Below are 13,034 nucleotides of genomic sequence, written 5' to 3'. Positions count from 1 at the left end.
TCAGGCGGCGCGCTCGAAGATCGCGGCGATGCCCTGCCCGCCGCCGATGCACATCGTCTCGAGCCCGTAACGCCCGTCGCGGCGCACCAGCTCGCGCGTCAGATTGGCGAGAATGCGCCCGCCGGTCGCGCCGATCGGGTGGCCGAGCGAGATGCCCGAGCCGTTGACGTTCAAAATCTCGCCCCGGCTGTCGTCGTCCGACCAACCCCAGCCCTTCAGCACCGCGAGCACCTGCGGCGCGAAGGCTTCGTTGAGTTCGACGAGGTCGATGTCGCTCCAGCCGAGCCCGCTGCGCGCGAACAGCCGTTCGACCGCGGGCACCGGCCCGATTCCCATTCGGCTCGGGTCGCAGCCCGCCGCCGCCGAGCTGTGATACCAGGCGATCGGTTCCAATCCGAGTTCGCCGAGCTTGTCCTCGGCGACAACAAGGCACGCCGCCGCCGCGTCATTCTGCTGGCTCGCATTGCCCGCGGTGACGACGCCGCCTTCGAGCGGACGCAGCTTGCCGAGCGTCTCCATCGTCGCATCGGCGCGATACCCCTCGTCATGCGCGAAGACGATCGCTTCGCCCTTCTTCTGCGGCACCTCGACCGGCACCAGCTCGTCGTCGAACAGCCCCTTCGCCCACGCCGACGCCGCGCGCTGGTGGCTCTGCACCGCATAGGCATCGGCCGCCTCGCGCGTGATGCCATAATCCTTCGCCAGATTCTCGGCGGTCTCGATCATGCCGCTGATCACCCCGAACCGCTCGACCGGCTGCGACATCAACCGCCCGCGCGTCAGCCGGTCGTGCAGCGTCAAGTTGCCCGCGCGAACACCTTTACGAATCTCGGTCGAATAATGCTCGACGTTCGACATCGATTCGACGCCGCCCGCGACGACGACGTCGGACATGCCCGTCTGCACCATCATCGCGGCGTTGATCACCGCCTGCAGCCCCGAACCGCAGCGGCGGTCGAGCTGATAGCCCGGCACCTCGAGCGGCAAGCCCGCCGCGAGCCACGACCAGTGGCCGATCGCGGGCGCCTCGCCATTGCCATAGCCTTGGCTGAAAACGACATCGTCGACGCGCGCCGGGTCGATCTTCGTCCGCTCGACCAGCGCCTTCAAAATCACCGCGCCGAGTTCGCCCGCGGTCATCGAAGAAAGCGCGCCGCCGAACTTGCCGACGGCGGTCCGGATCGGGGCGACGATGGCGGCGCGGCGCAGGGTCATTCTTTAATCTCCATAGTTTGCGATGCCGACGATACCGGCATCGATCAGGCGGGCAAGCTCGGCGCTCGAAAGCGACAGGCGATCTGCCAATATTTCCTCGCTATGCTCGCCGTTGCGCGGTGCGGCGCGCGGCGGCTGGCGATCCCGCTGCGGCAATGTCGCAAAGGCGCCCGCGGCGGGATAGGCGAAACCGCTAGGGTTGTGGGCGTTGCCGAAGATCGGATTGCCGGCGACGAGCGCGGGGTCCTCGACCGCCTCAACCATGGTGCGATAGGGCGAATGGACGATCCCCCCGGCGTCGAAGGCGGCGGCCAGATCGTCATGGTCGCGCGCCGCGATCGCCGCCTCGAACAGCGGATAGAGCGCGTCGCGGTGTTCGAAGCGCAGCCCGTCGTCGGCCGCGAAAGAGACGCCGCGTTCCGCCTCGATTCGCGCAACCGCTTCGCCGAGGTTCAGCGCGGCGATGAGGTTCGCCCATTGGCGCGGCGTCACGACGACGATCATCGTGCGGCGCCCGTCGCGCGTCACGAAATCGCGCCCGAACAGGCCATAAACCGCATTGCCGAGCCGCGGCCGGTTTTCGCCCGAATAGAGCATTTCCGCTACCCCGCCGAGATTGGCGACGGTGCCGATCGCGACATCGGAGAGCGGAATGCGCACCTCGCCGCCTTCGCCGCTGACACTCCGCCGCTGGATCGCCGCGAGCAACGCGAAGGCGGCATAAGCGCCGGTCAGCAAATCCCATGCGGGCAGCACATGATTGACCGGATCGGGTCCCGCCCCGGTCAGCATCGGATAACCGACGCTGTTGTTCACCGTATAGTCGAGCGCGGGCGAGCCGTCGGCCCAGCCCATCACGCGCACGGTGATCAGGTCGGCGCGCCCCTCGGCGAGCTTGTCGTGCGACAGGAAGCCGCCGACAGGAAAATTGGTGACGAACTGCCCGGTCGCGCGCACCAGTTCCTGCAAAAGCTCGCGCCCTTCGGGCCGGCCGAGATCAAGCGCGACCGACTTTTTCGCGCGGTTGAGATTTTCCCAATAGAGCGAGTCGTTGGACGCGGTCACCGGCCAGCGCCGGAAATCGGGACCGCCGCCGATCTGGTCGACGCGGATCACTTCGGCGCCCATTTGCGCGCAGTAAAGCCCGGCGGTCGGAGAGGCGACAAAGGACGAAGCTTCGATCACCGACAGGCCGGCCAGCAAGTCGTACATCCGGCGCCTGTCTCCCCAAGGTCCCTGGCCCGAACGGCCGATCGAAGCTATCCGGCACCCCCCGAAGGGATTCCAACCCCGGCCTCTACCTTCGGAATCGGTACTAACAGCCCGCGCCATTCTATACCAGAGCCCGTTTTAATACTCTAAGCCATTATTATCAGTGAATAAAGCTGAAATGCGGATTGCGCCGTGGCCAGGATTGCCGAACGCTTGGTCGAAACTTTCTAGCGGAGAGCGGGCTCCGCAACCGGCTTTCGACATGATCCTTCGCATCGAGGTTGCGCACGATATGAAGCTGGACCGCGGTCCCGGTGTAGCGCAGCGACGCATCGAGGACGACGAGCGCGAGATTGCCCGCGACATTGAGCGTGCCGATCGAGTTACCGGGCGCGAACCGGCCGTTGACGGTCAGCCCGCGGCTATGCAGGACAGCATCCGGAGTCGGGGCTTCGGCGGCGCGAAGATGCGGACAGGGACGCCGGTCGCGATGCATTGACCGGCGGCGCTCGGCCGTTCAGCCTCTGCTTCGGCGATTATCTATCAAGACTTCCCGAGTGGAGACCCAATGTGATCCGAATATCCTCGCTATCCTTTGTTGCGATTGCCTCGCTGCTCGCGCTTTCCGCGTGCGGCGACGATGCCGCCGAAACGGACAGCCTCGCGACCGGCGCCAAGGTTGCGCGCAGCTGCCCGGGCGTCGCCGATACGCCGGTGAAACTGGCGGGCGGCACGTTCGAAATGGGCGAGGAGGATGTCTATGAGGAAGAGGGGCCGGTGCGTAAGACGACGGTCGCCGGCTTCTGGATCGATCCGCACGAGGTGACCAACCGCCAGTTCGCGAAGTTCGTCGATGCGACCGGCTATGTCACCGTCGCGGAGAAGCCGGTCGATCCCAAACAGTTCCAGGTACCCGTCGAGCAAATCCCGGCCGACATGCTGAAGGCGGGATCGGCGGTGTTCACGCCGCCCGATTTCCCGTCGAACAATTATGCCGACTGGTGGAAATATGTCCCCGGCGCGAACTGGAAGAAACCCTATGGTCCGACCGGTCCCGATCAAATCGCGAACGAGCCCGTCGTCCATCTCGCATGGGACGATATGGTCGCCTATGCCAAATGGGCGGGCGGGCGCATTCCGACCGAGGCCGAATGGGAATATGCCGCGAGCGCGGGCGCACGGTCCAAGAACGTCCAACCTACCGAAGCGAACAGCTGGCAGGGCGCCTTTCCGAACTACAATGAAGCAAGCGACGGGTTCAAGGGTGTGGCGCCGGTCGGCTGCTACCAGCCCAATCCGAACGGCCTCTACGACATGGTAGGCAATGTCTGGGAAGTGACGTCGGACTTCTTCAAGCCCGGCCATGATCCCGACGACAGGGACAATCCGAAGGGCCCCAGCGAAAACAATGCCTATGACCCTTTCAATCCCGGCATGCCGTCGCGCACGGTGAAGGGCGGCAGCTACCTGTGCGCCCCCAATTATTGCCAGCGCTATCGCCCCGCCTCGCGGCAGGGCCGCGATCCGGGGCTCGGCACGAGCAATGTCGGCTTCCGTCTCGTCTACGACCAGACGCCGAAGGCCTGACATGCTGACGCGCCGTAGCTTCATCGGCAGCGCCGCGGGCGCGACGCTTTGCGCAACGGGTCTTCGTCCCGACCGTCAGACACAGCCGTCCCTGTCTTGACTCGGGCCGTTACGATCGGCGCTCGACCTTATATCCACGACCATAAGCGAACTCTGGCAGGCTCCAGACAGTCTGCTTTTCTTGGGTTCAGTGGAAAAAAGACCGGCGTCGACGCCGGGAGGTGAAGGTTTACGCAGCGAGCACGGCCGCGCCGATCAGAATTGATCCTTGAGCATCTCGCCGATCGAATTGTTGAAATGGCTTTCCATCGCGGCGCGCGCGCGCGCGGGATCGCGATCGGCGATCGCCTCGGCGACCTCGCGGTGAAGCGCGAGCGTTTCGTCGCGCTCCTCGTGAGTCGTGCGCCCCGCCCAGGCACGCGGGATCGCGACCGCCATCAACTGCTCGAACGAACGGACGATCTGGTAAAAAAGCTGATTGCCGCTCGCCTCGGCGATCGTCTGGTGAAAGACGGTGTCGGCCGCGGTCCGCGCCGCCTCGTCATGCCCGACCGACAGGCCGTGCGCAGCAGCGAGGATTGCGCGCGCCTGTTCGTCGGTGCGATTGATTGCGGCGAGCTCGGCGGTTCGCAGTTCGAGCGTGCGGCGGACCTCCCACACGTCGGCGAGGCTGACCTGTGCGGTGTTGACAGCATGGCCCATCGAGGCGGCCATTACCGATCCGTCGATCGCGCCGACGCGGGGCTTTCGGCCATTTCCGACGTCGACCAGGCGGAGCGCCGCGAGCGCGCCGAACGCCTCGCGCATCACCGGGCGGCTGACGCCTAGCTGCTGCGCGAAACTGCCTTCGCCAGGCAGCGTGTCGCCGACCTTGAGGTCGTTGACGCGGATGAAGTCGCGCACCGATTCAACCGCGCGCTCGACGAGCGAGCCGCGGACGCCGGGGTCTATCATCCCGCTCACGCAGCGACTCCAACGCGGCGCATCGCGGTCGGCGCCATACCGAAACGACGCGAAAAGGCGCGCGTGAAGCTGGCATTGTTGAGATAGCCGCAACGGTATCCAATGCTCGCCACCGGCAAGTCGCTCGCTGCGAGCATCTGCCGCGCCTGGCGCAGCCGTCGCTCGCTCAGCGCCTCGGCGACGCTGCATTGATAGAGTTCGCGGAAGCCGCGGGTGAGCTTGTCGCGATTGATGCCGCAGCTTTTCGCGATATCGTCGATCGTCAATTTCTCTTGCCAGCGGGTGTCGACGATCCGCCGCGCGGCGGCGATCCGCGCGATGTCGCTTTCGGTAAGGCTCGGCTGCCCCTCGACCGGGACAAGCCGTCCGGCGCGCAGCGCAGCGAAAAACTGACAGAGAAGTTCGATGCTGCGGGCGAGGCGCAGCGTATCGGTGGCGCCTTCGTCGCTGTCGGGCGCGACGATCGACTGTCCGAGCGCGCGAAGGTCCGACGGAAGATACCAACGCGCATCGGGATCGGGCAGATCGCCGAACAGGCGGCGGCACGCACAGCGCGAGACCGCGAAAACGAGCAGGTGCTCCTCATTCTCCAGCTCGCGAAAGGCCAGCGTGCGGACGACGGGCTCGCCGATATCGCCGAAGCCGAGCAGCAATGCGTCGGGCGGCAACAGCAGCCGGTCGCACGAACCGCGGCCAACGTAAGTCGTCATTTCGGGTGACACGATGACAGGATGCTTGGGCGGCATGATTCTCTCCCTATCGCCGTCCTAAACCTATATGATAGCTTTCACAATAGCTATCTTACAGGTTGGGGTGCGCGGCGCATCGCCAGGAGGAAGGCGAAGAAGGAGAGCGCACTGACGATAACCCCGACGAGCGCGAGTGCCTCCGCCAGCATCGCCTCGCCACCCAACAACGCGCTGACGCGCGTCACCACCCACGGCGCGAGCCCGAAGCCGATCAGCCCCGCGATCGCGATGAAGGCGCCGATGCAGAGGCCGCGCAGTTCGTTGGGGAGCAGCACGGTGAGCGCGACCGACACCACGAGGCCGGTAACGGCGCCGCAGAGCGACATGACGCCCAATGCAACCGCAAGTCCGGCCACGCTCGGCATCAGCGGGAACATTGCCGCGGGAACCCCCACCCCCGCCGCGATGACCGCGCCCAGAAGAATGCCGCCGCGGCGGCGGCTGCGCTGCCCCATATCGGCCGAAAGCCCGCCAAGCACCGCACCCGCGACGCCGGTGCCGAACATCAATGCGCCGACCCAGCCGGCGAATTGCTGCGGCTGGAGTCCGAAATCGCGCGACAGCACGGGTGCGACCCAGACGGTCGCCGCGACATCGGCCATCACAACCGCGACCTGCCCGGCGAAGAGCGGGCCGAGGAAAGCGCGGCGCGCCCAGAGTTCGGCGGCGACGATGCGGAAGGGCGCGTCGGGACTCGCCTCGACCTCGCGCCGCACGGGTTCGCGCAGGAACAGCAAGGGAAGCAGGCAGAGCGCGCTGATCGCTGCGAGCAGCACATGCGCGCCGCGCCAGGGCGCGAGACCGGCGAGCCAGCCGGGCGCCGAAAAATCGGCGAGCAGGCCGAACAGCCAGCCCGTCAACGCAAAGCCGAGCGCGACGCCGAGCGCTTTCCCCAGATTGACGATCAGCATCGCGCGGCCGCGTTGTTCGGGCGCGCAATAATCGGCGCAGAGCGAGAGCGCGGCGGTGAGCGAGCCGGTCGACCCGATCCCGACGAGCATGCGCGCCGCGGTGAGCAACTCCGCGCTCGGCGCGAAGGCGGTGAGCAAGGTGCCGAGGGTCCAGAGGAGCGCGAGGCCGATCGTCAGCCGCACGCGATTCCGACGATCGACGAGGATACCGATCGGGATGGAAAAAAGCACCATCGGCACCGCGGCGCCGAGCCCCTGGATCAGCGCGAGCGCATCGTCGCTGAGCGCCAGTTCGGCCTTGGCGCTTTCCTGGATCGTGCCGAAGCTGCCGAGCGCGGTGAAGCCCATCGTCGTCACCAGCGCGAGCAGCAGCAGCGGGACGAGCGTCGCGGGCGCGGTCAGGCGCTGCGTCGGTACGGCGAGCGGTTCGGCGTGGGTCGCCATCACAGCGCGAAAATCTTGCCGGGGTTCAGCAGATTCTGCGGATCGAGCGCGCGCTTGATCATTCGCATCTGCTCGACCGCTCCGCCGAGTTCGGCGACGAGCCAGTCCTGCTTGCCGATGCCGATGCCGTGCTCGCCGGTACAGGTGCCGTCCATCGCGAGCGCGCGTTCGACGAGCCGGGCATTGATCGCCTCGACCTCGGTCATTTCTTCCGGCGCATCGGGATCGATCGAGAAGATGACATGGAAATTGCCGTCGCCGACATGGCCGAGGATCGTCGCGGGAACGCTCGCCGCATCAAGATCGACATGCGTTTCGGCGATGCATTCGGCGAGCCGGCTCATCGGCACGCACACGTCGGTCGCCCAGCCGATCGCGCCGGCGCGCATATTGACCGCGGCATAATAGGCCTCGTGCCGCGCGCGCCACAGCTTGGTGCGCTCCTCGGGCAGGTTCGACCAGTTGAAGGCGCTGCCGCCATTGGCTTCGGCGAGCGACTTTACCATTTCGACCTGTTCGGCCACATTGGCTGCGCTGCCGTGGAATTCGAAGAAAAGCGTCGGTGCCTCGGGATAATCGAGCTTGGACCAGCGGTTGACCGCGATCATTTGCTTCGCGTCGAGTATCTCGACACGCGCCAGCGGCACCGCGCATTGAATCGACTGGACGACGGTATCGACCGCGCCGCCCAGCGTATCGAAACTGCACACCGCCGCCGAAATCGTGTCGGGCACCGGATGCAGGCGAAGCGTCACCTCGGTGATGATGCCGAGCGTTCCTTCGGATCCGACATAGAGCCGCGTCAAGTCATATCCCGCCGCCGATTTGCGCGCGCGGCGCGCGGTGCGGATCACCTCGCCCTGCGGCGTCACTATCTCGAGGCTGAGTACGGCGTCCTTCATCGTGCCATAGCGCACGGCATTGGTCCCCGATGCGCGGGTAGACGCCATGCCGCCGATCGTCGCATTGGCGCCGGGGTCGATCGGAAAGAACAGCCCCTGATCGCGCAGATGCACGTTGAGTTCCTCGCGGCGCACGCCGGGCTGGACGACGCAGTCGAAATCCTCGGCATTCACCGCGATGACCCGATCCATCAAACTCATGTCGAGCGAGATGCCGCCGTGGACCGCGAGCGCGTTGCCCTCGATCGACGTGCCCGCGCCAAAGGGCACGATCGGAATATCGGCGGCCGCGCAGAGCGTCACCAACGCGACGACATCGTCGGTCGATTTGGCGAAGACGACGGCGTCGGGCAGCACGGGCGCGAAATGGGTCTCGCTCGATCCGTGCTGCCCGAGCACCGCATCGCCCCGCTGGAAACGGTCGCCGAACCGTTCCTCGAGCGCCCCTAACAGACTGGCGGGGAGCGGCTTGCGTTCCCCCGGATGCGCCGTGCCCGCCATGGTCAGAATTTCAGGCTCGCGCGCACGCCGTAACGGCGGCGGTCGCCGGTGATGCCGAGGTCGGAGGCCGGCAGCCCCGCGAGCGCCAGCGTCGTCTTCTCGATATAGCTTTCGAAATATTCGGTGTTGAAGATGTTGTTCGCGAACAGCGCGACCTCGACGGGGCCGGTGCGGTACGCGATCGACGCGTTGGTCAGCCAATAGCTGTCGAGGAAGGTCGGCGTCGTCTCGTTGAGCGTCGCGGCGAGGCGCTTGCCCTTGCCGACGAGGCCCGCGCTCAGCGTCACGTCGCTGTCGCCGCCGGTCTCGATCCGATAGTCGCTGGCGAAGCTCGCGGTCCAGTCGGGCTGGAAGGTCAGCCGATCGGACGAGAGCCGGCGGCCGGTCGTCGCGGTATAGGCGCTGTCGTCGGTGATGCGCGCATGCATCCACGTCAGCCCGCCGCGCAGCGTCCAAGCCCGGACCGGGCGCACCATCGCTTCGAGTTCGACGCCATAGCTTTCGACGTCACCGGTGTTGAGATCGACCGTCACAAGCCCGCCGCCCGCCGCCGGAGCGATCGAGTTCAATCCGATATAGTCCTTGTAATCGCTATAGAAGACGCTGCCCGACAGGTTGAATCCCGGGGAGGAATATTTGGCGCCCGCTTCATAGGTCCAGGCAGAGTCGCCGCGATAGGTGCGGGTCGGCGCGGTCGGCGCGTTGAACCCGCCGCCGCGATAGCCGCGCGCAACTGACACATAGGTCATTAGGTCGGGGGTCCATTTGCGCGTAACCGACAGCTTGGGCTGCCACTCGTTCGACTTGATCCGCGCGGTGGGCACGATCGCGCCCGATACCGACCCGTTGGCGACGCGGTCTTCATGATCGTAACGCAGCCCGAGCGCGACTTCCCAGTCGAGGTTCGGTTTCCAGAAGACAGTGCCGAAGGCGGCGTAGGTGTCGGCGACATTTTTTGCGCGCGTGTTGCGGACGATGCTGATCGGACCAAGCACCGGGTGGACGAGCGAGATGGTATCGCGCGCCTGTGCCTGCACCATCTCGTTGCTGTAGAAGACGCCGAACAAGGTCGAAATCTGATCCGACCATTCGCTGTCGAGCCGCGATTCGAGCGTCATCGTGCGCAGGCTGTCGCGGGCGACCGTTCGGACGATATCGGCAGGCCCGAAATCGCCCTCGCCGTCGGGTGTAAAGCCGTTGCGCGTGTCATAGGCGCCGATGACGCTGAGTTTCGACCCGCCGCCCAGATCGCCTTCGGCGCGCACATTAATCCCGCGATATTTGTAAGACACGGCATTCAGCGTGTTGAACTGAACGATGCGCGAATAATCCTTCGGCCCGGTGACGCGCGAATAGGGCGTGTTCACTCCGTCGACCCAGTCATAATAGCCCTTGATCGTCAGCGTGAAATCCTCGGACGGCGTTACGCGCAGCGTCGCGTTGATAGAATCGGTGTTGAACGGGTTGGCGCTACCGCCGATCACGCTGTTGCGCAGGAAACCTCGCTGCTCGCGGTGCGCAGCGGCAACGCGAAGCGCCACCTTGTCGGTGACGATCGGGCCCGAAACCGACCCCGACACCATCCAGGCATCGTCGGGACCGGCATAGCTCGCGTTCGCGCGCACTTCGAAATCATTGCCCGGCTGGCGGGTGATGACGTTGATCGCGCCACCCATCGTGTTCTTGCCATAGAGCGTGCCCTGCGGCCCGCGCAGCACCTCGATGCGCTCGACGTCGAGCAGCGGGTTATTGAGATAGGCGGTGTTCGGCTGATAGATGCCGTCGATGAACAGGCCGACGCCCGGCTGCACCGACTGCACGAGCGTCACCCCGACACCGCGGATCGAGACGAAGGCGCGGCCGGTGCCGTCGCTGTTGATGTTGAGCCCCGGCGACAGCACCGCGGCCTCACGCACCGAATTGATTCCGCGCGCGATCAGCGTGTCGCCGGTGATCGCGGTGGCGGCGATCGGCACGTCGTTCAGCGTTTCTTCGCGCTTGCGCGCGGTTACGACGATAGCGCCGTCGTCTTCGCCTTCGATAGCGGCGGGGGTCGCCGCGCTATCCTGCGCAAAGACGGGCGTCGCGCCCAATGCGGCGGCGAGCACAAGCGTCGAAACGGCGGCAAATCGGAACTTGGTCATCAGGCATCCCCAAAAACGGCGGTCTCGGCCGCCCGTGGAAACCTATCTGACAGCTTTTGGACCTATATGAAAGGTATGGCGATTATGCCGATCCGCAGTCGGGCTTTGCCGGGCGTCCTCACCAACAGCTATATCCGCCGTCCGCCAAGACGACGCTGCCCGTCATCAAGCTCGCCATGTCCGACGCCAGGAAGAGGATTACCGACGCCACCTCCTCGGGCTCACCGAGCCGCGCCTGCGGCGTTCCGTCGATCCAGCGGCGATACATTTCGCCCTGTTTGTCGGCAAAGATGTTGAGCGGCGTCGCGATATAGGTCGGCGCGACCGCATTGACCCGCACGCCCCTCCCCGCCCATTCGGCGGCGAGGCTCTTGGTAAGCTGGTGCACCGCGGCCTTCGATGCGTTGTAATAGCTTTGCGGCTGCGGCCGGTTCACGATAAAGCCCGACATCGACCCGACGTTGACGATGCTGCCCTGCCCAGCCGCGAGCATATGGCGTCCGAAGGCGCGCGCGCACCAGAAGCTTCCGTTGAGATTGACGTCGATGACGTTCAGCCAATGCTCGTCGGCGACATCCTCGGCCGCGGTCTCGCTGCGCGCGATCCCCGCGTTGTTGACGAGAATATCGATCCGGCCATTGCGCGTGAGCATCGCGGTGGCGGCGGCATCGACCGCGGCACTGTCGGTGACGTCGAGCACCTCCGCGAAGACGGCATAGCCCTTCGCGGCGAGATCGGTAACCGCGCGGTCGAGCGCTGCCCGATTCCTGTCGGCAATCGTCACCTTCGCGCCGGCTTCGGCGAGCGCCTCGGCGGCCGCGAAACCGATGCCCTGCGCGCCGCCCGTGACGAAGGCGGTACGCCCGTCGAGGCGCAGCTTGTCGAGATACATTGGGCTACTCCGGTACGAAGGCGGCGGCGGGCATCACCGGCTCGTGCAGCGCCTCGCCGCGCGTCACCTGATAGACCATCCGGTAGTCGCCGATCTCGGGCCAGGGCATCGTGCCGGTTCGCGCGAAGCCCGCCCACAAATCATGCACCGCGTCGGCGAGCGCCTGCGGCGGGTCGAGCCCCGCAAGCCCCCGCGGCCCGGTGACGCTCGGCAGTGTTTTGAACACGAACGGCATCTCGATCCCGTGGCACGCGCCAAGCTCGCCGTCGCACGCGGGCGAGCGCCAGTCGAACTCGTACATCCATGTCTTGCCTTGGTGCGCTTCGGCATATTGGCGCGCGGGCCAGCGAAAGACGAGGTCGTTCATCGCGTCGGTCATCGCCTCACCCGGGCGTACCCCCTTTTGCTGATAGCCATAGGCCCTGAGCACCGCCTTCGCCTGCGGATGCGAGCGGCCGAGCAGCCAGCGCGCGAAGAGTCCGCCGATCTTGTCGCGCACGCCCGTCGGCACGAAATAGAGGTTCATCTCCTCCGAATTGGTGCCGATGAGAATCTCCACGTCGCGTCCGGCGCCCTTGCGCAGCGCATCGAGCGGCTTTTCGGGCAGCACGTCGTCCCCAAAGACGGGAATGAAGCGGCTGATTCCGTAGACCGGCTCGCGCCCCTCACCGTCGCGCAGATCAAGCGCCCATGGCTTTCCGACCTTGTCGAGCGCGTCCATCGCCGCGGCGTGCGAGACGGTGCGGAAGCCGTCGGCGTCGGGGCTCACCCGGAGGATTTTCGCGAGCTTCTTCACCAGCCGCTGCGCCACATCGATCTCGCGCACCATCGCGCCATGACCGCTCTGAATGATCGCGCGGCGAAACAGGCCCTTGGCAAACGGCGAGGTCACGAGGTCGGCGATAGCCATCGCGCCCGCGCTTTCACCGAAAGCGGTGACATTTGCCGGATCGCCACCGAAAGCCGCGATATTGCGCTGCACCCATGCGAGCGCGAAGAGCATGTCGCGAAGACCAAGGTTGGTCGGAGCGCCTGGAACGGGCAGAAAGCCGTCGATGCCCATGCGGTAGTTGATCGCGACGCAGACGATGCCCGACGCGGCAAAGGCACTGCCGTCGTGGACCGACGCGTCCTTGCAGCCGCCGACGAAGCCGCCGCCGTGGATGAAGATCATCACGGGCGCGGCCTTGGCATCCTTCGGCGCCCACACATTGAGGCGGAGATAATCGCCGTCGCTTCCTTCGCTCCCATGGCCGACGAGCGGCGACGGGTCGATCATCGGAAAGGGTCTGATCCGGTGTGGCGCCGCGGGACCGGGGCACTCCATATCGCGTACCCCCGTCCACGAGGGAGGCGATTCCGGCAATTCGAAGCGGGTTGGCGGCGCAGCGTACGGAACGCCAAGATACCGTATCACGGAGCCGATGGCGCATCCGCGGATCGCCCCGCTTTCGATCTCGATCGCAGCGCTATATTGTTCGTCGACCATTATGCCGGCTTATCACGCCCGCCCG

General features: G+C 65.8%; 11 protein-coding genes. 1 reads left to right on the top strand and 10 read right to left on the bottom strand.

Features of this window, described 5'->3' with window-relative positions:
• The 3 genes from VFG17_RS00250 to VFG17_RS00240 all read right to left on the bottom strand — a co-directional run bounded on the left by VFG17_RS00250 (position 1) and on the right by VFG17_RS00240 (position 2,923).
• Positions 1–1,215 carry an acetyl-CoA C-acetyltransferase gene (locus tag VFG17_RS00250; RefSeq protein ID WP_325027475.1) on the bottom strand — a complete coding sequence of 405 codons (1,215 nt, stop codon included), beginning with the start codon at positions 1,213–1,215 and terminating at the stop codon, positions 1–3.
• 3 nt (positions 1,216–1,218) lie between these two features.
• On the bottom strand, positions 1,219–2,427 hold the full coding sequence (locus VFG17_RS00245) for a CoA transferase (RefSeq protein ID WP_325027474.1): 1,209 nt from the start codon (positions 2,425–2,427) through the stop codon (positions 1,219–1,221).
• 160 nt (positions 2,428–2,587) lie between these two features.
• Positions 2,588–2,923: a hypothetical protein gene (locus tag VFG17_RS00240; protein WP_325027473.1), complete on the bottom strand. Its 336-nt coding sequence runs from the start codon at positions 2,921–2,923 to the stop codon at positions 2,588–2,590.
• Positions 2,924–2,997: 74 nt separating this feature from the next.
• Here VFG17_RS00240 and VFG17_RS00235 point away from each other — a divergent pair, with 74 nt between their 5' ends.
• Positions 2,998–4,014: a formylglycine-generating enzyme family protein gene (locus VFG17_RS00235; protein ID WP_325027472.1), complete on the top strand. Its 1,017-nt coding sequence runs from the start codon at positions 2,998–3,000 to the stop codon at positions 4,012–4,014.
• Between the two features lie 255 nt (positions 4,015–4,269).
• Here the strand turns inward: VFG17_RS00235 and VFG17_RS00230 are convergent, their stop codons facing one another.
• The 7 genes from VFG17_RS00230 to VFG17_RS00200 all read right to left on the bottom strand — a co-directional run bounded on the left by VFG17_RS00230 (position 4,270) and on the right by VFG17_RS00200 (position 13,009).
• Positions 4,270–4,968 (bottom strand): FadR/GntR family transcriptional regulator, encoded by a 699-nt coding sequence (locus tag VFG17_RS00230; protein ID WP_325027636.1) that lies wholly within the window; start codon positions 4,966–4,968, stop codon positions 4,270–4,272.
• A gap of 5 nt (positions 4,969–4,973) precedes the next feature.
• Positions 4,974–5,723, bottom strand: coding sequence for an AraC family transcriptional regulator (locus VFG17_RS00225; RefSeq protein WP_325027471.1), 750 nt, complete (start codon positions 5,721–5,723; stop codon positions 4,974–4,976).
• A 50-nt stretch (positions 5,724–5,773) separates the two neighbouring features.
• A complete protein-coding gene (locus VFG17_RS00220) occupies positions 5,774–7,081 on the bottom strand; it encodes an MFS transporter (protein ID WP_325027470.1) in 1,308 nt (435 codons plus the stop codon).
• Positions 7,081–8,484: an FAD-binding oxidoreductase gene (locus VFG17_RS00215; RefSeq protein ID WP_325027469.1), complete on the bottom strand. Its 1,404-nt coding sequence runs from the start codon at positions 8,482–8,484 to the stop codon at positions 7,081–7,083. Before VFG17_RS00215 ends, VFG17_RS00220 begins: the two co-directional genes overlap by 1 nt.
• 2 nt (positions 8,485–8,486) lie before the next feature.
• Positions 8,487–10,628 carry a TonB-dependent receptor gene (locus VFG17_RS00210; RefSeq protein ID WP_325027468.1) on the bottom strand — a complete coding sequence of 714 codons (2,142 nt, stop codon included), beginning with the start codon at positions 10,626–10,628 and terminating at the stop codon, positions 8,487–8,489.
• 118 nt (positions 10,629–10,746) lie between these two features.
• Complete coding sequence (locus tag VFG17_RS00205) at positions 10,747–11,520, bottom strand: SDR family NAD(P)-dependent oxidoreductase (RefSeq protein WP_325027467.1); 774 nt, start codon at positions 11,518–11,520, stop codon at positions 10,747–10,749.
• Positions 11,521–11,524: 4 nt separating this feature from the next.
• Positions 11,525–13,009 carry a carboxylesterase/lipase family protein gene (locus VFG17_RS00200; protein ID WP_325027466.1) on the bottom strand — a complete coding sequence of 495 codons (1,485 nt, stop codon included), beginning with the start codon at positions 13,007–13,009 and terminating at the stop codon, positions 11,525–11,527.
• Positions 13,010–13,034 lie beyond the last annotated feature (25 nt).

This window comes from Sphingopyxis sp. (assembly GCF_035686825.1).
Classification (GTDB): domain Bacteria; phylum Pseudomonadota; class Alphaproteobacteria; order Sphingomonadales; family Sphingomonadaceae; genus Sphingopyxis.
The sequence above is the reverse complement of the archived record's forward strand: the minus strand, read 5'-3'. Positions and strand labels throughout refer to the sequence as shown.